The organism is Neobacillus niacini, assembly GCF_030817595.1.
GTDB classification, from domain to species: domain Bacteria; phylum Bacillota; class Bacilli; order Bacillales; family Cytobacillaceae; genus Neobacillus; species Neobacillus niacini_G.
The window spans coordinates 2,739,837-2,761,178 of record NZ_JAUSZN010000001.1; the positions used below are offsets into that span (position 1 = coordinate 2,739,837).

The 21,342-nt window shown below is 37.7% G+C and carries 23 protein-coding genes and 1 other annotated feature; all 23 genes read right to left on the reverse strand.

Features of this window, described 5'->3' with window-relative positions; translation table 11 throughout:
• Positions 1-148 precede the first annotated feature (148 nt).
• The gene (locus QFZ31_RS12980; RefSeq protein WP_307303374.1) at positions 149-1,060 is read right to left on the reverse strand and encodes an RluA family pseudouridine synthase; all 912 of its coding nucleotides are present in this window, start codon (positions 1,058-1,060) and stop codon (positions 149-151) included.
• Complete coding sequence (gene lspA, locus QFZ31_RS12985) at positions 1,032-1,523, reverse strand: signal peptidase II (RefSeq protein WP_307303375.1); 492 nt, start codon at positions 1,521-1,523, stop codon at positions 1,032-1,034. The genes QFZ31_RS12980 and lspA overlap by 29 nt, the downstream gene beginning before the upstream one ends.
• 79 nt (positions 1,524-1,602) lie before the next feature.
• Entirely contained in the window at positions 1,603-1,899 is a 297-nt protein-coding gene (locus QFZ31_RS12990) for a hypothetical protein (RefSeq protein WP_307303377.1), read from the reverse strand.
• 142 nt (positions 1,900-2,041) lie between these two features.
• A complete protein-coding gene (gene ileS / locus QFZ31_RS12995) occupies positions 2,042-4,813 on the reverse strand; it encodes an isoleucine--tRNA ligase (RefSeq protein WP_307303379.1) in 2,772 nt (923 codons plus the stop codon).
• Between the two features lie 75 nt (positions 4,814-4,888).
• Positions 4,889-5,129, reverse strand: a binding site (T-box leader).
• A gap of 50 nt (positions 5,130-5,179) precedes the next feature.
• Positions 5,180-5,695: a DivIVA domain-containing protein gene (locus tag QFZ31_RS13000; RefSeq protein ID WP_179597292.1), complete on the reverse strand. Its 516-nt coding sequence runs from the start codon at positions 5,693-5,695 to the stop codon at positions 5,180-5,182.
• A gap of 90 nt (positions 5,696-5,785) precedes the next feature.
• Positions 5,786-6,559, reverse strand: coding sequence for an RNA-binding protein (locus QFZ31_RS13005; RefSeq protein WP_307303382.1), 774 nt, complete (start codon positions 6,557-6,559; stop codon positions 5,786-5,788).
• A gap of 31 nt (positions 6,560-6,590) precedes the next feature.
• A complete protein-coding gene (locus QFZ31_RS13010) occupies positions 6,591-6,854 on the reverse strand; it encodes a YggT family protein (protein ID WP_307303384.1) in 264 nt (87 codons plus the stop codon).
• A gap of 6 nt (positions 6,855-6,860) precedes the next feature.
• The gene (locus tag QFZ31_RS13015) at positions 6,861-7,298 is read right to left on the reverse strand and encodes a cell division protein SepF (protein ID WP_306072655.1); all 438 of its coding nucleotides are present in this window, start codon (positions 7,296-7,298) and stop codon (positions 6,861-6,863) included.
• Between the two features lie 2 nt (positions 7,299-7,300).
• Complete coding sequence (locus tag QFZ31_RS13020; RefSeq protein WP_307303387.1) at positions 7,301-7,987, reverse strand: YggS family pyridoxal phosphate-dependent enzyme; 687 nt, start codon at positions 7,985-7,987, stop codon at positions 7,301-7,303.
• Complete coding sequence (gene pgeF, locus QFZ31_RS13025; protein WP_307303389.1) at positions 7,984-8,808, reverse strand: peptidoglycan editing factor PgeF; 825 nt, start codon at positions 8,806-8,808, stop codon at positions 7,984-7,986. Before pgeF ends, QFZ31_RS13020 begins: the two co-directional genes overlap by 4 nt.
• Before the next feature lie 67 nt (positions 8,809-8,875).
• Positions 8,876-9,145 (reverse strand): YlmC/YmxH family sporulation protein, encoded by a 270-nt coding sequence (locus QFZ31_RS13030; protein WP_179597304.1) that lies wholly within the window; start codon positions 9,143-9,145, stop codon positions 8,876-8,878.
• A 102-nt stretch (positions 9,146-9,247) separates the two neighbouring features.
• A complete protein-coding gene (sigG, locus tag QFZ31_RS13035; RefSeq protein ID WP_307303391.1) occupies positions 9,248-10,027 on the reverse strand; it encodes an RNA polymerase sporulation sigma factor SigG in 780 nt (259 codons plus the stop codon).
• A 291-nt stretch (positions 10,028-10,318) separates the two neighbouring features.
• A complete protein-coding gene (gene sigE / locus QFZ31_RS13040) occupies positions 10,319-11,038 on the reverse strand; it encodes an RNA polymerase sporulation sigma factor SigE (protein WP_063251599.1) in 720 nt (239 codons plus the stop codon).
• Between the two features lie 45 nt (positions 11,039-11,083).
• Positions 11,084-12,022 (reverse strand): sigma-E processing peptidase SpoIIGA, encoded by a 939-nt coding sequence (spoIIGA, locus tag QFZ31_RS13045; protein WP_307303392.1) that lies wholly within the window; start codon positions 12,020-12,022, stop codon positions 11,084-11,086.
• Positions 12,023-12,572: 550 nt separating this feature from the next.
• Entirely contained in the window at positions 12,573-13,709 is a 1,137-nt protein-coding gene (gene ftsZ / locus QFZ31_RS13050; protein WP_307303394.1) for a cell division protein FtsZ, read from the reverse strand.
• 42 nt (positions 13,710-13,751) lie between these two features.
• Entirely contained in the window at positions 13,752-15,038 is a 1,287-nt protein-coding gene (gene ftsA, locus QFZ31_RS13055) for a cell division protein FtsA (protein WP_307303396.1), read from the reverse strand.
• Between the two features lie 126 nt (positions 15,039-15,164).
• Positions 15,165-15,527, reverse strand: coding sequence for a small basic family protein (locus QFZ31_RS13060; protein ID WP_307303398.1), 363 nt, complete (start codon positions 15,525-15,527; stop codon positions 15,165-15,167).
• Positions 15,527-16,264: a DUF881 domain-containing protein gene (locus tag QFZ31_RS13065; RefSeq protein ID WP_307303400.1), complete on the reverse strand. Its 738-nt coding sequence runs from the start codon at positions 16,262-16,264 to the stop codon at positions 15,527-15,529. Before QFZ31_RS13065 ends, QFZ31_RS13060 begins: the two co-directional genes overlap by 1 nt.
• Positions 16,265-16,316: 52 nt before the next feature.
• Positions 16,317-17,066 (reverse strand): DUF881 domain-containing protein, encoded by a 750-nt coding sequence (locus tag QFZ31_RS13070; RefSeq protein ID WP_307303402.1) that lies wholly within the window; start codon positions 17,064-17,066, stop codon positions 16,317-16,319.
• Positions 17,005-17,805: a cell division protein FtsQ/DivIB gene (locus QFZ31_RS13075; protein ID WP_307303403.1), complete on the reverse strand. Its 801-nt coding sequence runs from the start codon at positions 17,803-17,805 to the stop codon at positions 17,005-17,007. Before QFZ31_RS13075 ends, QFZ31_RS13070 begins: the two co-directional genes overlap by 62 nt.
• Before the next feature lie 194 nt (positions 17,806-17,999).
• The gene (gene murB, locus QFZ31_RS13080) at positions 18,000-18,908 is read right to left on the reverse strand and encodes a UDP-N-acetylmuramate dehydrogenase (RefSeq protein ID WP_307303405.1); all 909 of its coding nucleotides are present in this window, start codon (positions 18,906-18,908) and stop codon (positions 18,000-18,002) included.
• 63 nt (positions 18,909-18,971) lie between these two features.
• Positions 18,972-20,075 (reverse strand): undecaprenyldiphospho-muramoylpentapeptide beta-N-acetylglucosaminyltransferase, encoded by a 1,104-nt coding sequence (gene murG / locus QFZ31_RS13085; RefSeq protein ID WP_307303406.1) that lies wholly within the window; start codon positions 20,073-20,075, stop codon positions 18,972-18,974.
• Positions 20,076-20,228: 153 nt separating this feature from the next.
• Positions 20,229-21,329, reverse strand: coding sequence for a stage V sporulation protein E (spoVE, locus tag QFZ31_RS13090; RefSeq protein WP_307303408.1), 1,101 nt, complete (start codon positions 21,327-21,329; stop codon positions 20,229-20,231).
• Between the last annotated feature and the right edge of the window lie 13 nt (positions 21,330-21,342).

The window sequence follows — 21,342 nt, forward strand, 5'->3', positions numbered from 1 at the left end:
ACCTCTCACGCTTTCGAGGTGAGAGGTACAAGAGTTTTAGGTAAGGGCATAGGTATCCCAACCAAATTATCCGTTCCTTCTCAGCCTCACTGGACTGATTTAAAGGCATATTCAACTGTTGTTATCGTACTTTAATTCGACAAATATGTCAACGATTATTTCGCAATTGTTCTAATAACTCTTCAAATTCCTTTGGCAGCGGCGCTTCGAATTCTAGGTATTCGTTGGTTCTAGGGTGGTTAAATCCAAGGATGCCCGCATGTAATGCTTGTCCATTAATATCCAATGTTTTCTTTGGACCATACTTTGGGTCACCTGCGAGCGGATAGCCAATGTATTTCATATGAACTCGAATTTGGTGAGTCCTTCCTGTCTCCAATTGACACTCCACAAACGTAAAATCCTTAAACCGTTCAATCACGTGGAAATGAGTAACAGCATGCTTACCATTATCAACCACAGTCATACTCTGGCGTTCTTTTGTATCTCTTCCAAGCGGCGCATCGATCGTTCCAAAATCGTGCGGAATTACTCCATGAACAATTGCTCTATATTTCCGAGTGACTGTTTTTTCCACCAACTGATTTACAAGCTTTTCATGGGCCATATCATTTTTAGCCACCATTAAAAGACCAGACGTGTCCTTATCAATCCGATGAACGATTCCGGGTCTTAATACACCATTTATTCCTGATAAATCCTTACAATGGGCCATTAATCCATTAACAAGTGTTCCGGTTAAATGCCCGGGTGCTGGGTGAACCACCATCCCGCTTGGTTTATTAACCACCAAAACATCTTTATCTTCGAAATAAATATCTAAATCCATCTCTTCCGGAATGACATCAAGTAATTCTGGATCTGGAATCGTTATCTCAATTTCATCATTCATACTACATTTGTAATTCGTTTTAATTTTTTGTCCATTTACCAGGACATTTCCTTCTTTAATCCATTGTTGAACCTGAGTTCTTGACCATTCTTCATCTAAAGTTGAAATAACTTTATCAATTCGGTCTCCCTTTTGTTGTTCAAGAATGGTGTGTACCATTTTCTCCATATGATTTCTCCTTTGTTTCACGCTCATCACGCAGCATTTGAATCAATAATAATACTACGCCAATGACTAAAGCCGAATCCGCAATATTAAAAACTGGGAAGTTATAATTGAAAATATACGTATGAATAAAATCAACAACTTCTTTCCGAAGCAAGCGGTCGATAAAATTACCGATGGCACCACCCAGCATAAATGCTAAAGACACACCTAACAGCCACTTACCTTTTGCTTCTTTTTGAATGTAATAAATGATCGCAATGATTACTATAGCCGTAATCACATAGAAGAACCACATCTGTCCTTGTAATATCCCCCATGCTGCCCCTCGATTTCGGTGAGAGGTAATATACAAAAAGTCCTGAATAATTGGGATACTTTCACCAAGATACATTTTTGTGACAATTAGCCATTTCGTCACTTGGTCCAATAAAATAATAAAAATTGCGATTAAATAATAAAACACTAAGGAATACCCCCATCTCACACGTTGACTTTACTCCTTAGCATTTTAGCATAATCTTCAGAGAAACAACAATGTAACGTTAGAAAATGGAGGAATTAATTGGTTTCCGATAAAAATGCTCCAAAATCTCTGAATCTCTAGAGGTCTTAATCGTCGGCATAATTTTCAAAAGATATTCGGGTATCGGTTCCCCTGACGTTTCACATTGTCCAAAATTACCTTCTTCTAACTTTTGAATCGCAGTTGTAATATCCTCTAATTCGTCCTCTAAAACAGTGACGATCCATTCATTTTTCTGCTTATTTCTCAATGATCTTACTATTTCTAATTGTGTTTTACGGAGTTCCCAAAACAGCTCTTCCTGCATTGCATTCATAGTTGTAACCTCCGTTATGTCGTTTCTTATATTATCTCCCTACAAATTTAGCTGACCCGGGAAAACATTTGACATCAACAACAACAATTAACGAAAAAGGGTAAAAAATGAAAAAACCCCATAAATTAATGGGGTTTTTTGCTTATGCTAAGTGTGTATAGTTTTCTTTTACTACTTCTGCACATCGTGGGCAAAGTGTCGGATGTTCTGAGTCTTTACCAACTTCAGGGGTCACAACCCAGCAGCGTTCACATGTTTCACCTTCTGCTTTGGTGACAACTATAGCAGCTGTATCCAATTTAATTGCATTTTCAGGTGCTTGATCATAGCTTCCTGCGACTTCAAAACCAGAGATGATAAACAATTGCTGTACATTCTCCAGAATTGAGTCTAACAAGTTTTTCGTATTCTCATTCACATATAAAGAAACCTTTGCTGTTAATGATTTACCAATAACCTTTTGATTTCTTGCTTCTTCTAGCGCTTTTAATACATCATCGCGAAGCTTCATAAAAGAGGTCCATTTTTCTTCCAAAGCATTTGCATTATCAAGCTCCTGATATACAGGCATATCCGTTAGTTGTACGCTTTCCTCTGTAACTGCTGGAATGAACTTCCAAACTTCATCTGCAGTATGAGGAAGAATTGGCGTAACTAACTTGGTTAATGCAACTAAAGCATCGTAAAGAACCGTTTGAATCGCACGTCGCTCAGTGTTGTTAACTGACTCAATATAAAGAACATCCTTAGCAAAATCAAGATAGAATGCACTTAAATCAAGGGTACAGAAATTGTTAACCGCATGATAAATTCCCGCAAACTCGTAATTCTCATAAGCATTTAAGGAATATTTGATCAGCTTGTTTAATTTTACGAGCATAAATTGATCCACTTCACGAAGGTTTTCATATGAAACGCGATCACTTGCTGGATTAAAGTCTGCCAAGTTACCAAGCAAGAAACGGAAGGTGTTACGGATTTTTCGATAAACCTCTGCAACCTGTTTCAAAATAGCATCGGATACACGAACATCTGCCTGATAATCAACAGAAGCGACCCAAAGCCTTAGAATATCTGCTCCTAATTGTTTCATTACCTTTTCAGGAACGACAACATTTCCTAATGATTTACTCATTTTCCTGCCTTCACCGTCCAGAGCAAATCCGTGGCTAAGTACACCTTTATAAGGAGCTTTCCCTGTTACCGCAACAGCAGTTGAAAGTGAAGAGTTAAACCAACCGCGGTATTGATCCGAACCTTCTAGATATAAATCTGCAGGACGTACTAAGTCTTCTCTTTCTAATAGCACAGCTTGATGTGATGAACCTGAATCGAACCAAACGTCCATGATATCTGTTTCTTTTGTAAACACGCCATTAGGGCTTCCTGGATGTGTAAAGCCTTCCGGAAGAAGGTCTTTTGCTTCGCGCTCAAACCAAATATTTGAGCCGAATTCCCGGAACAAACCTGAAACATGTTCAATTGTTTCATCCGTAATGATTTCTTCTCCATTTTCGGCATAAAACACTGGAATTGGAACTCCCCACACACGTTGGCGAGAGATACACCAATCGCCGCGGTCACGGACCATATTAAATAGTCGTGTTTCACCCCATGCTGGTACCCACTTTGTTTCTTTAACTGCTTCAAGCAGATCGTCTCGGAAATCTTTTATCGATGCGAACCATTGTGCTGTAGCTCTAAAGATTACAGGCTTTTTAGTTCTCCAATCATGCGGGTAAGAGTGAGTAATAAACGAAAGCTTTAAGAGAGCCCCTGCTTCCTCTAAGGCTTCTGCTATAGGCTTATTTGCATTATCGTAGAATAATCCTTCGAAACCAGTTGCTTCACTTGTCATTACACCTTTATCATCTACTGGGCAAAGTACTTCAAGTCCATACTTTTGACCAACATAGAAGTCATCCTCACCGTGTCCTGGAGCTGTATGAACGCAGCCTGTTCCAGCATCTGTTGTGACATGTTCACCCAGCATTACTAAGGAGTCACGTTCATATAATGGATGTGCTGCAAGGATATTCTCCAGTTCATTTCCTTTTACCTTTTGAACAACAGTCACATCTTCCCAGCCAATTTCCTTTGTTACTGCTTCTAGAAGAGCCTCCGCCACTAAATATTTGTTTCCATTGGTTTCAACGACCACATAGGTTAGGTCGGGATGAACTGAAATTCCTAGGTTAGCAGGAATCGTCCAAGGTGTAGTCGTCCAGATGACAATTTGGACGTCCGTATCAAGAACACCTTTTCCATCTTTTACTTTAAAACCAACATAAATCGAAGGTGACTTTTTATCTTGATATTCAATTTCAGCTTCAGCAAGAGCGGATTCACTTGACGGGGACCAATATACTGGCTTAAGACCTTTATAAATATAGCCCTTCTTCGCCATTTCTCCAAAGACTTTAATCTGCTGTGCCTCATATTCAGGCTTTAGTGTGATATATGGGTTTTCCCAATCACCACGTACACCGATTCGTTTAAATTGTTCACGTTGATTGCTTACTTGTTCAAGGGCATATTTAGTACAAAGTTGACGGAATTCAGCTACGGTCATCTCTTTACGCTTTACTCCCTTATTTGTTAACGCCTGCTCGATTGGCAAACCATGTGTATCCCAGCCTGGAACATATGGCGCATTAAAGCCACTCATCGATTTAAAGCGAACAATCATGTCTTTTAATACTTTGTTTAGGGCGTGACCCATATGAATATCGCCATTTGCATATGGAGGTCCATCATGGAGTACAAACATTGGACGTCCTGCAGTACGCTCCTGAACTTTTTTGTAAATATTCATTTCTTCCCACTTGGCCTGAATTTCAGGTTCTCTTTGCGGAAGATTGCCACGCATTGGAAACTCAGTTTTTGGCATTAATAACGTATCTTTGTATTCCATTTTCTAATTCCTCCTGTACATACTCATCATAAACAGAATTGCCAATAGACAAATAAAAAAACCCTCTCATCCCATAAAAGGGACGAGAAGGTTTTATTCCCGCGGTACCACCCTGATAAATAGTACAAATGTGTACTATCCTCTTTAAGATTCGTAACGTGAATAACCCGCCATAACTTACTCTTCTATATATATGAGTTTCAGTCTGGGACTCAAGGGTGATTTTCCAATTTCTCACTTTTTCCAGGCTTCCACCCTCCCTGGCTCGCTATCAAAAGTTTTTGAAAAATTGTACTGTCCCTCTCACTGTCATTACCATTCTTTATTTACCTGTTAAAAAATTATATGCGAAATAATACCAGTTCGTCAAGCTAAGGAATCTTCTTCTTCGTGGATTTTTAATTCTGTAGCATCCACTTCATATTCTAATAGATGATCCCAATCGTCGGTATTAAGCATATCTAACTGAGCTTCAATCAACATTTTAAAACGTGTACGGAATACTTTTGATTGCTTCTTCAAATCCTCGATCTCAAGAGCAATTTTTCTTGCTTTTGAAAGCGACTCATTGACAATACGGTCCGCATTCTTTTCTGCTTCCTTTATAATAAGCTTGGCTTCTTTTTGAGCATTTCGTTTTACATCTTCACCAGCTTCTTGAGCAATTATAATTGACTTGTTTAACGTTTCTTCAATATTAACAAAATGACCCAGACGGTCCTTCATTTCATTTAAACGTTCTTCTATTTCTTTCTTTTCACGTAGGACTAGTTCATAATCCTTAATGACTTGGTCTAAAAATTCATTTACCTCGTCTTCATCGTAACCACGAAAACCTTTATTAAATTCTTTATTGTGAATATCTAACGGCGTTAACGGCATGATGCCACCTCCAAGAATCTATCTTCTGTATGTATATAGTGTATAAACTAATATTCGACAATGTTTTCGGAAATCCTGCTAAATATAAAATTATTTTTGCTTTCCTACGACGATTCGCCATTTATCTTTTTTTGTTCTTCCTTCAATGGACAAAATTTTCACTCTGCCATGTCCTCTAACGGACAATAAATCACCTTCTGCACATTCAAAAGAAACATTTTCTATAGATGTCCAGTTTACTTTTACTAACCCCTGTTGGATAAAGAGCTGTGATTTTTGTCTAGAGATATTATGAACACTTGAAATAATCGTATCGAGCCTTAAGGAGGAAACTGTTGTGACCTGCTCTGCCCATAAATCATCAGTCGTTATGGCTTCATCCAGGGACAGCTCGTTTAATCGTATAGAAGCTTTGCCAATCGATTCTAAATTATTCTTAATATAATCACTGATTTCTGCAGCAGTAAAAAACTGCACTCGTCCATCTTTCATCAATATGTCACCAAATTTCCCTCGTTTTAATCCAAGGGACATGAGTGAACCTAGAACTTGGGGATGTTCGATCGAAACAAATTTAATAGGATAGTCGATTTCAATGAGATTAATTTGAAATTCATCTTCAGCTGGCATCAGGTAATCTGGCATGATTAATGCTCTTTTTCTTTCACTGGCTGAAATCCCGCCAAAAAGCTGGTACTTTATATTTCCATTCTCACCTATTAAGACTTTTAAAATATGCTGCTCTCTCGGATCAAGAAAATCGGTCAGCTTTGCTGTATAACTGGAATCAACATAATCTTTCCAATGTAATACTTGATCAATAAATTCCCGTTCCTCCGGGCGAAAATGCTGATAAATATTCATGTTTAACTCCTTACAGACCGGATAGGTTAAATTAAGAAATTAAGTTTTGTAAAACTATTAAGCCATTCGGGGCAAAAGATAAAACAAAGAAAGCTGCTAAGGGAGAAAGATCCATCATGCCAAGAGGTGGAATGATTTTTCTAAAGGGTTCTAGAAATGGCTCACATAATTTACCAAGGATAGCGCCAATCTGAGAGTCCTTCATATTTGGAAACCAAGATAAAAGGATATAGATGATCAGCATCCATTTATATATTCCAAGTAATTGGATCAAAACGTTAAAAATAATATCCATTTCTTTTTACCACCTTGTATCTTGATATTCTTGTTCCTTTACTAATTCAGATATATTTCCGGAAATCTCCACATTATCTGGTGTACATAAAAAGATACTGGATCCTATTTTTTGAATATCTCCACCTAGTGCATAGACAGCCCCACTCAAAAAGTCGACGATTTGTCTTCCTTCCTCATGGCCAATACGCTGAAGATTTACAACAACTGCACGGCGGTTTTTTAAATGATCGGTGATATCCTGGGCTTCTGCATATACTCTCGGTTCTACTAAAATTACCTTAGAAGCCTTTTGGACACTTTGCAAACTAACAACATTTTGAGGTTTTATAGACTGTTTTTGTGGCTTTATGGGTTCAACCTTTTCATCAAAGTCATCCTGATTATTATCATCGTAGTCATCATCTAAAAAGAAAAATGTTTTTAATTTCGATTTAATCGTCATTTTTATTCCTCCTCACCAGCCACACCGACAAGTGCAGTTCCAATTCTGATCATCGTTGCTCCCTCTTCAATCGCTATTTCGAAGTCATTTGACATCCCCATAGAAAGCTCTGTACAAGGGGCATAATCAAAATTACAATTCTTAATTTGGTCACGAAGTTCCTTTAACTTTCGAAAACAGGTTCGAAGCTGTTCTTCATCATCGGTCAGCGGGGCCATTGTCATTAAACCTTCAATGCTAATATTCTCATATGCGCGAAGGTCTTTGATAAAATTCAGTACATCTTGTGGGGCTAAACCATGCTTTGATTCTTCCTGTGAAACATTAACTTGGACGAGGCATTTCACCTTTTTCACTGCACGTTTATTAATTTCCTCAGCCAAGGAAATTCGATCTAAAGAGTGAATATATTCTACCTTATCAATTATATTTTTAACTTTGCGAGTTTGAAGGGTTCCGATAAAATGCCAAATAGGCTTGTCCCCTAATACTTCCCACTTTTTTAAAAGCCCTTCATCTCTGTTTTCACCTAGATTTATTATACCAGCTTCCAAAGCTTCATTCGCTCTATCAATACTGACATATTTGGTAACGGCAATCAGTTTCACTTCATCAGGAGTCCGATTTACCTTATGGCATGCACTCTTTATTTGCTGATTGATATGTATGAGATTTTCTGCAACCTTCATTCGGAGGTCTCCTTCCATCCTATATAACTTAACATCCTTCCTGTTTTACCTTGATCCCTGCGATGAGAAAAAAATTCTGATTGGTCACAACTAGAGCATAGTTTAGTGACTTTGATATTTTTTTCTGGAATTCCAGCCTTAAGAAGGATCATTTTATTTAGTTTTCGTAAGTCTAATGTATATTGACCTTCTTTTATTGTATTATATGGTTTTTTTTCGACATCTTCTAGAGTATTTTCTACAAAGTTAATTACATAATCATTAACAATATAACATTTTTCACAAATAGATGGCCCAATTACAGCAAAAATTTCATTAGGAGGTATTCCTTCTTCCCCCCATTTCTCTATCATCTTTTGCGCAATCCCATTTACTGTTCCTTTCCAGCCCGCATGTGCTGCACCAATCATCCTGTGGATAGGAGAAATAAAAAAAAGAGGGACACAATCCGCATAACAAAGAGTTAATAAGATTCCCTCTTCATTCGTATAAAATCCGTCGGTCCCTTTAAATGCACTATCATAAGAATCTGAACCTTTACCACGGTCGTTCTTGGTAATTTTTCTAATTACGGTATCATGGGTCTGCTCAGCACCTACCCAGAATTTCAACGGAAATTGAATAAGGTCAGCCAACTGGCTGCGGTTAGAACAAACAGCATCCAGCTGATCCCCCACATGAAAACCCATATTGAAATCCTCATATACCCCCGTACTGCTGCCGCCTTTTTTTGTTGTTATTCCAGCTGCAAGCCCCGGATACTGTTCCATCCAATTTTTAATTGAAAAATATGATTGATGATTATATGCAAAGGGTTCCATACTCAACCTCATTTGTTTTTATCTAGTTTACCATGAATACTTTAAATGGTCACCGTAGATCCACAATCTATACTTCCATTTCTTCTGCAGGTCTCTCTTCAATCGCCTTGAATCGTACCAGTATGACATCTTGCCCTATTTTAATAATGTTTTTCCACGGAATAACGATATCTTCTTCCCTTCCAAAAAAACCCAAAACTTTACCATTACCGGTTACGATAACGGCTTCAATTTTCCCGGTGGTAAGATTAATTTCGATATCACCAATATTCCCAAGCTTTTTGCCATCAGCTACATTCACTACATCCTTAATCTGAAATTCAGAAATTTTCACCATATCTTTCACTCCCGCCATTTTATCCTACTGAAAATATATGATGAGATTGGTCAATATATCTGTAAATGTATGAAAAAATAAAGCTGCCCAAAAAGGACAGCTTTAGCTTTGAATATTTTTATTCATTTGTTTAATTGCCGCTTTCTCTAAACGCGATACCTGCGCTTGTGAAATCCCAATTTCGTCTGCAACTTCCATTTGTGTTTTACCTTGGAAGAATCTTTTTCTTAAAATTAACTTTTCCCGCTCATTTAAGCGACGCATACCTTCTTTTAAGGCAATTTCTTCAATCCAATGAATATCTTTACTTCGTTCGTCGCTTAGTTGATCCACCACATAAATAGGGTCGCCGCCATCATTATAGATTGGTTCAAACAAAGATACAGGGTCTTGAATTGCATCTAGGGCAAATACTATTTCTTCGTGTGGGACTTCTAATACCTTTGCAATCTCCTCTGCAGTTGGTTCACGTGAAGTTTCACTCATTAATCGTTCCCTTACTTGTAATGCCTTATAAGCGATATCTCTTAAGGACCTTGAAACGCGAATAGGATTGTTATCGCGCAAGTACCTGCGTATTTCGCCAATAATCATTGGTACGGCATAAGTGGAAAACTTAACATTTTGACTTAAATCAAAGTTATCAATCGATTTCATAAGCCCAATACAGCCAACCTGAAACAGATCATCAACAAACTCGCCTCGGTTGTTAAACCGCTGTATTACACTTAAAACGAGTCGTAAATTTCCGTTGACGAGTTTTTCTCGTGCTGTAATTTCGCCCTCTTGCATTTGCTTGAAGAGTAATCTCATTTCTTCATTTTTTAATACAGGAAGTTTTGATGTATCTACGCCACAAATTTCAACTTTATTTCGAGTCAATCCCTTTTCCCTCCTCATAGGAGTTGCTGTACAAAAAACAGTATTTCCTTGAGAAGGAAAAATATGCACTTGTACTTTCTAAGCGATTGTCACGAAAATGTCGAAAAATACGTATTATCTTTAGTTTCAAAGGTCTTTGACCAAGAAAAAAATTCTTTTTTTTCCATTGTCCAGCTCCAGCGCCTAGCCCCTCGAGTCATAAGCCAATCGCTTCGGAAGGCAAAAAGCGCCTTCTGTCAGCGCTCGTCTTATGCTTGTCGGGGCTGAACCAGGCGCTTCCGCTTTTCGTAATTAAACCATTTTATTGAATTCTTTTCGTAATCTTTTAATTATTCTTTTTTCAAGCCTGGAAATATACGATTGGGAAATGCCAAGCATATCGGCTACATCCTTCTGTGTTTTTTCTTCTCCATTGGTTAGTCCAAAGCGCAGCTCCATAATTTGCTTTTCCCTATCTGACAATTGGTGTAACGCTTTTGTTAATAATTTTCTATCTACATTAGCTTCTAAATCCTTTGTAATAATATCATCATCTGTACCTAAAACATCGGATAATAATAATTCATTACCATCCCAATCGATATTTAATGGTTCATCAAAGGAAACTTCAGATCTGATTTTATTGTTTCTCCGCAAGTACATAAGGATTTCATTTTCAATACATCTCGAAGCATATGTAGCCAGTTTAATTTTCTTCTCCGGATTAAAGGTATTCACCGCTTTAATTAAACCAATGGTTCCAATACTAATTAAATCTTCAATATTAATTCCGGTATTTTCAAATTTCCTAGCGATATAGACTACAAGCCTAAGATTCCGTTCAATTAAAATCGATCTAGCTGCCTTATCACCACCTGGAAGCTTATTTAAAAGCAGCTCTTCTTCATCCTTGCTTAAAGGAGGCGGTAAGGCTTCGCTGCCGCCAATATAATAAACTTCATCACTTTTAATTCCTAATTTGATTAGTATCTTATACCAGTAGTAGGATAAGCGAAGTCTCCATTTTTTCACGCAAGTTCCTCCTTCTAAAATATGTTTTTTACGAGTATAGTATTATTAGCTTACTTTCACCGAATCATCATGCATCTTAGGTCCGGTGAGCATTTTTGGATGAACAATGCATTGAAAGGCATCATCTGCAGATAATTGCTGCATAGTAAATGAAACAAGGCCTTTTTCGCATAAATAACTCTCTCCTTTTGTATCAATTATAATTGAGTCAGGCTTTACCGCCACGATGAGCTGGTGCTCTTGTCCTACCACCCGGCAAGGGACAATCCTTAGCTTATTTTGCCAATCAACCGGAAACTCTTGATTTCCTAGAATGAGAGACTCTGGATCAGCGGCCATTTTTATTATTGGTTCAGCCATGCCTTCTACCATATTCTTAATGGAAACAAACATAACAGGAAGTTTTGATAATGGATCATAAAGCTGATTCCCACTGTCTACTAGACCCTTAAAAGTAAAAGATTCGGTATTTATTTTTAAGGTGACATTTACGATTTGATCAAACTGAATTTTGGTCATTTCCATGCTCTCTATATTCCGTTTAGAAAAGTGCCAAGCAACTGGAAAACCTAGCAAAACAAATAGCCAACTAATTGGATCACCAAACCCAGTAACACTTGCAATCATAACTTTCATTGACATCTCAGAATCAAATTGGACAAAATAGTGGGCTCCAATTAATGCTCCTCCAATGAGAAATGTAGTTACATAAAGTGTCATTAATGCCTTAATGAAAAAGGATAATCGTTTATACCCAAACACTACTAGAACCATGGCCACCGAAAATAGAAGCTTTGAAATCGGGTGGTTTGAATAGGTATGTAATGGTGTAAACGACAATAGTATGATTAGCGAACCAATAAAACCGCCAGTAATTATCCTCCATATTCGAATTTGTCTTTTTAAAAAAATGGCTGAAAGATATAGGAGAAGGCTATCAAATAACAGATTAAGGGCCCAAATAACATCTAAATATACTGACAAACAAGCCTTACCCCCTTTTAATGTCAAAAGCATTTATTTGCTTTATGGATTATTCATAAGGGTGTATAACCAATCTTTTCTATTAATCTGTTTAGGAAAAAGTATAACCTACTTTATGGGCTAAAGTGTGTCACTTTGTGTAATCAAAAAAACAGAAATTTTCACTATAAACAACGTATTTTGTCTAATTTCATTTTTGCAAGGGCTGTGTGAAAATTGGGCCTGGATTTGTGCTCCACTAAGGAAAGCTTCTTCGAATAATCACCGCAGGGACAGGCGTTTTCTGCCTGTCACGAGACACTTCGCTTTCCGCAGGCGGTTCGGGAAGCCTCCTCGACGCTAAAGCGTCTGCGGGGTCTCCCCTGTCCCGTCCTCCTGCAGGACATTGATTTTCATCCTCGAATCCGCCCACGCACGAAGAAAATGCGATAGCATTTTCGAGGAGTCTCGCGCCTTCCGCACAAATCAACAGGGTTACAAAATCAATATTTCTCATTAACACAGCCCACAAAAAAAGACATAGCCCTTTTGGACCATGTCTTTTTTGTTATTATCTTCTACGGTTTCTGTTTCGTAGGAATGTTGGTATATCTAGTGTTTCCTCTTGGGGAACGTTGTTGTTGTTGCGGATTGGCTCTTGTGGTGCTTCTTCACGCTTTTGTTCCCGCTTTACTGCACTTAATTGTGGCTTTGCTTGTCCAAATGTTGGACGAGTAGCCTTAGGTTGAATGACCTCTTCATTAAAGCCTGTAGCAATAACGGTAACAATAATTTCATCCTTGTGGTTCTCATTGATTACAGATCCAAAAATCATATTTACTTCTTGGTCTGATGCAGTTGCCACAATGTCAGCAGCTTCTTGAACTTCATATAAACTCAAGTTACTGCCGCCTGTAATATTCATTAGAACGCCTTGTGCACCATCAATAGATGTTTCTAACAATGGAGAGCTTATCGCTTTTTTCGCAGCTTCCGTTGCTCGATTTTCACCCGTTGCCATACCAATCCCCATCAAAGCGGAGCCTTTGTTTGACATAATCGTCTTCACATCTGCAAAGTCCAAGTTAATAAGACCAGGAACGGCGATTAAGTCTGAAATCCCCTGTACCCCTTGACGAAGTACATTATCTGCTTCACGGAAAGCTTCAAGCATTGGAGTACTTTTATCTACGATTTCAAGAAGGCGGTCATTCGGAATTACAATCAAAGTATCTACCGCTTCTTTCATTGCACCAATACCACCGGCTGCTTGGTTAGAACGCTTTTTACCTTCAAAAGTGAATGGACGAGTTACCACACCCACTGTTAACGCCCCTAAGTCACGTGCAATTTGTGCGATAACTGGAGCAGCCCCTGTACCTGTTCCGCCACCCATACCAGCTGTAACGAACACCATATCAGCACCGCGTAATGCATCTTCTAATTGTTCTTTACTTTCTTCGGCAGCTTTCTTACCCACTTCAGGATTAGCCCCAGCACCAAGACCTCTGGTTAATTTTGAGCCAATCTGCATTTTTACTTCTGCTTTTGAAAGATTAAGTGCTTGAGCATCGGTATTAACGGCAATAAACTCCACTCCTTGAACACCATGCTCGATCATTCGATTTACTGCGTTGTTACCTCCGCCGCCAACCCCAATAACTTTTATTGTAGCAAGAGAATCTAAATTTGTATCAAACTCTAACATGACAAATCCTCCTAATTCGTCGATAATCCTTTTCGTATTTGTCTATTCGAAAAAGAGACCAAGGAATTTTTTTACTTTTGATGACATCTTATCTTCCGGATGTTTTTCTGGTTTTGCTTTTGGCTGTTGTTGTTGTTTTTGAACTTTCTTTTCGATTGGTTCAGTAACAGGTGCTGAAGCGACGAATGTTCCACCTGGTAATCTAGCATTCTTGTAAGCATATTTTATTAAACCAACCGCAGTTGTATACTGAGGCTCTCTTACTCCAATATAGTTGGGAACGGCTTTGCGTACGGGACTTTGGAAAATCGTTTGAGCTAATTCTAATATGCCCTGCATATTTGCAGTACCACCTGTAAATACAAACCCTCCAGGTAAATCATTGATACCTAATCGTTTTAGTTCATGAGCAATCAGTTCAAAAATTTCTTCCATTCGAGCTTCTATTATTTCAGAAACATATAATTGATTAAATTGTTGGTGCTGATCGCTTCCGATGATTGGAACACTAAAAAACTCATCTTCTGAGGCATCATCGTAGAAAGCATGTCCATATTTTACTTTGATTTTTTCAGCATCCTCAGTTGAAGTGTGTAATACCTTAGAAAGGTCATTTGTAATTAGATCTCCGCCTACTGGTATTACACTTGTGGCTGCCAAGAATCCTTCTTCAAAATACGCAATGGTGGTTGAACCACCGCCTAGGTCGATTAAAGCAACGCCTAGGTTTTTCTCGTCCTTAGAAAGTGCATACTCTCCAGCTGCAAGTGGCTGCAGGATAATATCGGTAATTTCTAATCCAGCTCGCTCGACACATCGCAATGTATTCGTAATGATTGCATTGGAACCTGTAATAAGTGTTCCTTCAACTTCCAAACGGACACCGATCATCCCGCATGGGTTATTAATTTCATCCTTACCATCAAGGATAAATTGTTTACGGATAACCCCAATAATTTCTCTGTCCTGAGAAATCGAGACAACTTGTGCCTCGTCTATAACACGTCTCACGTCTTCATTCGTGATTTCACGATTTTGACTGGAAACTCCTACAATTCCACGACATGGTTCAAGAGCAACCTGATTGCCAGAAATCCCAACAATCACTTGTCTAATTTCCATTCCTATCATTCTTTCAGCTTCTTCAATCGCACGTTTAATAGAATGAACGGTATCATTGATGTCAATGATAGATCCCTTACGCAGGCCTTCAGACTTTACGTTTCCAACACCAATTATATTTATCGAGTCGTTGACAATTTCACCAATGATTACTTTTACACTGGATGTACCGATGTCAAGACTTACATATATTTCATTGCTGTTCATTCTTTGGCACCTCCTTAGCATTCCTTCAGTCGAACAACAATTATTACTCATAAGATATAATATAAAAGTACATACCTATATCTTATAAAATTATTCGTCACAACTAAATAATTCCCTTTAAAAAAATCAATTTTTTTCTACTTTTTCTTTTGAATTTGACCATTTTGTCAATAATATTCGCCTAATTACTGCAATATTTTGAAATAAGCGGACACCAAAGGCAAAAACAGCTGCTAAATACAAGTCTACACCAAGATGAACGCCTAGAAAAGCTAAACTTGCAGCAAGTAAAATATTAAAAAAGAATCCAGAAACGAAAACTTTTTCATCATAAATATTTTGCAGGTGCGCCCTTATACCTCCGAATAATGTATCAAGAGCTGCCAAAACCGCAATAGACAAATAATTTGAATACTCTTCAGGAATCCTAATATCTGTTAATAGTCCAAGAAGGATTCCGACGATTAATCCTAATAGCGGAAGCCACATTATGTATTTCCTCCTTCATTGGCCTTCATTGACTCAAGATATCGAATCCGAATAGGATTATCATATGCCGGAATAGTAACACCCGGATTTGGCTCCGAAATAGTCAATTTCAGGTTCTCGATGAAGAATTCCTCCGTAGCCTTCGATACTTTCATTTGATTGTATAATTTTTCGGCGGTTTCAACATTATCAACACCTACACTAATTTCAATTGGTAAGCTTGATAACGCATGGCCATCAATTTTTGTTTCATTATTAATATCCCTGATGACTGTTGTATTAATAATTCGCTGACCATCAACAGCTACATATTTAGCGTCATACATATTCAATTCATTTAATAATCTTTTTAAAAGTTCAGGTGACACAGACTTTGATATCTCAGCCCCAATTTGAATTTCCTCAATTATTGGTTCAATGGTCAATAGTAATCCAGGAACAGTTACTTTAGTCATTCCTGCCTCATTCTTCAATTCTTGAATGGTATCACGCAGTGCCTGTTCCTTGCTCTGTTTTTGCTTTGATTCATAGGCAAGTAATTTTTCTTCAATTGAACGAATTTCAGTTAATAACTCCGACTGCAATTCTTTTTCTTGGAGTATCGCTTCGCGAAGCTGCCATAAATCACGAGTATCCCGTTCAACAGGTTTTTTTACTGTTTGAAACTGGATAGCAATCATAAATCCTATCACTGTAGAAATAGCAATAAAACTAAAATTCTTTTTAAGCTTGTCCACTTTTTTCACCTTACCTTTTATTTTGATCTTCTCGTGGACGTATACAAATTACTTAGGACTGTCCTAAAATTGGATTTAGGATGATTTCGCTCTTTTCTTCTAAAGTAAAAACAATATTATCGTTAACGAGTTGGTCTTTCACACCACCGGTAAGGTTCAATGCAGCAGTTAATACCTCAGGGTCTCCAATTGCAGTAATCACAAATGGCGCTGGATGTTGAATGCCATCAACCGTAATGACAGGTCCATTGCAAATAATATAGGAATGGCTTGTTAATCTCTGACCATTAATTGCAATGGCTGCTGCACCAGAGATGTAAAGCTCATTAATGACTTTAAATACATGGTGTTCATGTACTAAATAATTATTAATATTTTCTTCGTGGGGATCATACGCACCATCTGACAGCTGGACGCTTACTCCTTGTCCCTTAACCTTGACCTTACCTAAGAACATCCGAAATTTTTCTGCGTCTTCTGCTAGGGTTGAATAAGCTTCTGCTTCTTTTGAAAGGTCTTTTTCGTTCTCCAAGACTTTATCCTGCTTCTGGTTTAATTCCTTTTGTAATTTACGATTTAATTCCTCTAATTCAATAAGTTGATTTCTAAGGTCAAGCGTTTTTTCCCATTGTTCACTTGTTAAATTTGTTTTATTTTTATTTAATTCTTTTTGGGTAAAATGATAGGAAAATGCTATCATAAACCCAAGAACAAGGCATACTAGGGATAAAACAACGTGCTTACCCTTCACCTTTATCAGTTTCAATTTCCAGGTCCTCCGATTCGTCAGCTTCCAATTCATATGCCTTAAAATAGGAACCTACCTCTAAATCAATAATACCTTTAATGTTCGGATCTAATTGGCTTATGATCGAAGGATAATGTATCATTTTTTCTGAAAAGGTCCTTAGTGTAGCACTAACTTCAAAGCCATCATTCATAAATAATGATATATGATACTGGTCTGTTTTTTTGGGAGTATAGTGTATTTCAGAGATTGCATTTAGAACCTCAACTGGAAGTTCATCAAGTGCAGTAACCATTTCTTTAAGGATTGCACCTTCTTTAAATTTATAAAGGATTGGTGCATTGACAGGTATTTCAACCACTTCCCTATCTTTAAGGACTTTTCCGTTTTCCATTACAGGAAAATAGGCACCATCCGCCTCTAAATAGGCAATTTTATTACGTTCTTCAATCTCGATTATGACAGAATTTGGCCACTTTATAGTCACATTTGCTTTTTTAATAACATTCATTTCTTGGAGGGTTAATGAAATCGTATTTTTCTTTACACTCCAAATATTCGTATCTTTAGATATCTTCGTTATTTTAATAATTTCTTCTGTTGACAGCAATTCATTTCCTTTAATCGTAATCTTTTTTACATGACTTAATGGTGACTGTACATATGCGACAACGGCAATCATGGTAAAGAACAAACATAGAAGAATGATAAGCCTTCTGTTAGCTTTACGCCGTCTTTGCTCTTTAAGCTTTGGAATTCGATCTTCAAGAGCGACTATCTTACCTTTATCCATACACTTCCCTCCATTAAGAATAACGCTTAGCATGTACAAAAAGAAAACCTATTCAAATACTACCCGCTTTTCCTGCCTAAAAAGCGAAAACAACGGCACGAAAAATCATGCCGTCATTCATTTTCTCAGTTTTTTTCCATATTTATAATGAGTAATTATATCACAAAATTTGTAATTGGTACGACTATTTCTTTTTACACACGCCCAATAATTTCTACCTCTGTTTCCATTTTAATTCCATATAAATTTAGTATGGTATCTTTTATATATTGAATTAAATCTAGAACATCCTTAGCTGTTGCATTACCAGCATTTACAATAAAATTTCCGTGCATTTCTGATATTTTTGCACCGCCCATTTGGAATCCTTTTAATCCCGCGTCTTCAATAAGTTTTCCTGCATAATTAGGCAGCGGATTTCGGAAAATACTTCCCGCACATGGGAAATTCCACGGCTGGGTTTCTTTTCGGTAATCTTTGTTTTTTTGCATTTGTGAAACAATCGCAGTTTTATCACCTTTTGTCAGCTGGAACTCAGCTTCTAAAACGATACCAGGACGCTTCTTTTGCAGGACGGACGTCCTATAAGTGAACTCCATCTCATCGTTAGATAACCATTCCATGGATCCGTCATCAAACAATATATGTGCTTTGGTTAAAATCTTACTAATATCTGAACCATGCGCTCCTGCATTCATATAAACAGCTCCGCCGACAGACCCAGGGATACCGCTGGCAAATTCAAGTCCTGATAATCCTTTTTTGGAAATCAAGGTAGATAAGCTAACTAAAGAATGACCGCCGCCTACTGTTATCTTGGAATCACTTATCGTTAGATGGTCTAAGCCTGAACCTAATTTAATGACTACCCCTTCAATCCCTTTATCAGAAACGAGTAAATTTGACCCTCTCCCAATTGCACGCCACGGGATTTCCCGCTCCTTTAGAAAAGTCATTACTTTTTGGATATTTTCTAAAGAAGCAGGCTCAATAAAAATGTCAGCAGGACCTCCAATTTTCATGGTCGTATGCTGGGATAACCGTTCATTTCTCTTCACTTTGCCAATATTTAAATCTTGGATTTCTGTAAATAATCCGTCCATTCCTATCACCCTATCTTTCAAAACAAACGTATAGTTTTAGTTTATGCAAAAAATGAGTTTGGGCTACTTTTGTTTTTCTTGTACTAGCTGTTTCATAAGTTTATACAGTCTCTCTGCAGAGTCAGGTACCCCTAATTTTTTTGCCTTCATTTTCATTGACTTTAAATATTCATTATCTAACAAAATCCTGTCTATTTGCTGAATGAGACTTTTGTTATTTAAATCTTTTTCGAGGAGTAATTCTGCTGCACCGTGATCACTGAGTGATCGAGCATTTTTTTCTTGATGATTATTTGTCACATACGGACTTGGGACAAGAATACTTGGAATTCCTAATGAAGTAATCTCAGCAAGTGTTGTTGCACCAGCTCTTGATACTACTAAATCAATACCAGATAAAACTTCTGGCATGTTATGAATAAAGGGCCTAATTACGACATTTTTCGGATTCCCTACAAGCTCTACTTCGTTTTGCACATCTTTAAAATGAACGTCACCTGTAATATATAGTACTTGATAAGGCTTTTCTCCAAATTCAGAAAGTGCCTTAACAACCGCATCATTTATTGGTCTAGCACCACGGCTTCCTCCAAAAATGAGTACTGCAGGCATAGTCGTGCTTAATCCAGCCGATAATCTTCCTCTGATTCCATCATTACCAATGACTTCCGATGCTCGAGGATTTCCAGTAAACACCACTTTATCCTTTGGAAAATATTCTTTTGCCTCTTCGAAACAAATTGCCACCTTATTAACGTATCTGCTTAAAAATTTGTTTGTCAGCCCTGGTACACTGTTCTGTTCATGGACGATTGTTGGGATATTTAATTTTGCGGCTGCATACACAACGGGACCACAAACATAACCACCAGTTCCAATAACAATATCCGGTTTGAATTCTTTTAACATTTTTTTACTGTCTCTTGCACCTTTTAAAAATCTCAAAACGGTTTTGATATTATCCAAGGATAATTTTCTTTTGAATCCAGTAATATGGATCGATTTAAAAGGTATCTTCTCCCGAGGAACAATTGTGCTTTCCAATCCGTTCTTTGTCCCTATGTATAAAAACTCAGCATGTTTGTTTTCTTTTTGTATCTCCCTTATGAGAGCAAGAGCTGGATATATATGTCCTCCAGTCCCTCCGCCGCTTACAACTATTTTCATATGTCCACCCCAAATTAATAAATGCTTCAAGCTAATTTCTTATCCTATCTTACTATAAAATTAACAGAAGTTAAGGATTGAAAAAAGAATGTTATCTAAATGTAAACTAAGCAAGGAAAAAATAAAAAGAACCCTGCCTAAAAACAGGGTAAGTTAATATCGAGAATAACGGCTAATATTCAAAAGAACACCGATCGCCATCAACATCAATGTTAGAGAAGAACCACCATAACTTAGGAATGGCAATGTGATTCCAGTAACAGGCATTAAACCAGTGACAACACCAATGTTAATCATTACTTGAATCGCGACCATTGATATAATACCAACCGCCAAAAAGCTGCCATATAAATCCGGTGCACCGAGGGCAATACGTATTCCCCTCCATAACAATAATGCGAACAAAAGAATAATAAAGGATCCTCCAATAAAGCCTAATTCTTCAGACAAAATTGCAAAAATAAAATCCGTTTGCGGTTCAGGTAAGTAAAAGAATTTTTGCCTGCTTTCACCGAGACCAAGCCCAAATAATCCACCAGGACCAATCGCATAAAGCGATTGAATAATTTGGAATCCACTGCCTAACGGGTCCTGCCAAGGGTCTAAGAATGAGGTTATCCTTTTCATCCTATATGGCGCTGAAGCAACTAAACCAACAAATCCTGCTAAACCTACTAAACCCAATAAAGCAAAATGTCCTACCCGAGCACCTGCAATAAAGATCATGACCACACATGTTCCAATCATGACTGTTCCTGTCCCTAAATCAGGCTGGAGCATAATAAGCGCAAACGCTACAAAAGCAAGACCTAATGAAGGAACAAGCCCTTGTCGAAAAGAGGTTATTAATTTCTGCCTCTCAGAGAGAAACTTAGCTAAAAAGGCAATCATTGCGAGCTTCATAAATTCTGATGGCTGGACAGAAAAGGCACCAACACCAATCCAGCTTCGTGAACCATTTCTAACATTCCCAACTCCCGGAATGAGTACGAGTATGAGTAACACAAAGCAGGTTATCAATATAACCTTCGACCACTCTCTCCATGTCCAATAATTAATATTCATAATAAAAAACATGGCGGCTATCCCAACCCCGGCAAAAAGCGTTTGTCTTTTCGCGAAAAAGAAGGAGTCATCGAATTTATACTCTGCCCATACTGCACTTGCACTATAAACCATAATAAGTCCTACTGCTAATAGCGTAAATGTAACAATTAATAATATAAAATCAGGAGTTGTTCTTTTTGTCGGCACACCTAACACCTCG

Excerpts from the sequence above, each read along its gene's own strand:
- QFZ31_RS12980 (WP_307303374.1), bottom strand. The coding sequence starts at position 1,060 with ATGGAGAAAATGGTACACACCATTCTTGAACAACAAAAGGGAGACCGA.
- QFZ31_RS12990 (WP_307303377.1), bottom strand. The coding sequence starts at position 1,899 with ATGAATGCAATGCAGGAAGAGCTGTTTTGGGAACTCCGTAAAACACAA.
- ileS (WP_307303379.1), bottom strand. The coding sequence starts at position 4,813 with ATGGAATACAAAGATACGTTATTAATGCCAAAAACTGAGTTTCCAATG.
- QFZ31_RS13000 (WP_179597292.1), bottom strand. The coding sequence starts at position 5,695 with ATGCCGTTAACGCCGTTAGATATTCACAATAAAGAATTTAATAAAGGT.
- QFZ31_RS13005 (WP_307303382.1), bottom strand. The coding sequence starts at position 6,559 with ATGAATATTTATCAGCATTTTCGCCCGGAGGAACGGGAATTTATTGAT.
- QFZ31_RS13010 (WP_307303384.1), bottom strand. The coding sequence starts at position 6,854 with ATGGATATTATTTTTAACGTTTTGATCCAATTACTTGGAATATATAAA.
- QFZ31_RS13015 (WP_306072655.1), bottom strand. The coding sequence starts at position 7,298 with ATGACGATTAAATCGAAATTAAAAACATTTTTCTTTTTAGATGATGAC.
- QFZ31_RS13020 (WP_307303387.1), bottom strand. The coding sequence starts at position 7,987 with ATGAAGGTTGCAGAAAATCTCATACATATCAATCAGCAAATAAAGAGT.
- pgeF (WP_307303389.1), bottom strand. The coding sequence starts at position 8,808 with ATGGAACCCTTTGCATATAATCATCAATCATATTTTTCAATTAAAAAT.
- QFZ31_RS13030 (WP_179597304.1), bottom strand. The coding sequence starts at position 9,145 with ATGGTGAAAATTTCTGAATTTCAGATTAAGGATGTAGTGAATGTAGCT.
- ftsZ (WP_307303394.1), bottom strand. The coding sequence starts at position 13,709 with ATGTTAGAGTTTGATACAAATTTAGATTCTCTTGCTACAATAAAAGTT.
- ftsA (WP_307303396.1), bottom strand. The coding sequence starts at position 15,038 with ATGAACAGCAATGAAATATATGTAAGTCTTGACATCGGTACATCCAGT.
- QFZ31_RS13060 (WP_307303398.1), bottom strand. The coding sequence starts at position 15,527 with ATGTGGCTTCCGCTATTAGGATTAATCGTCGGAATCCTTCTTGGACTA.
- QFZ31_RS13070 (WP_307303402.1), bottom strand. The coding sequence starts at position 17,066 with ATGAATTGGAAGCTGACGAATCGGAGGACCTGGAAATTGAAACTGATA.
- QFZ31_RS13075 (WP_307303403.1), bottom strand. The coding sequence starts at position 17,805 with ATGGATAAAGGTAAGATAGTCGCTCTTGAAGATCGAATTCCAAAGCTT.
- murB (WP_307303405.1), bottom strand. The coding sequence starts at position 18,908 with ATGGACGGATTATTTACAGAAATCCAAGATTTAAATATTGGCAAAGTG.
- murG (WP_307303406.1), bottom strand. The coding sequence starts at position 20,075 with ATGAAAATAGTTGTAAGCGGCGGAGGGACTGGAGGACATATATATCCA.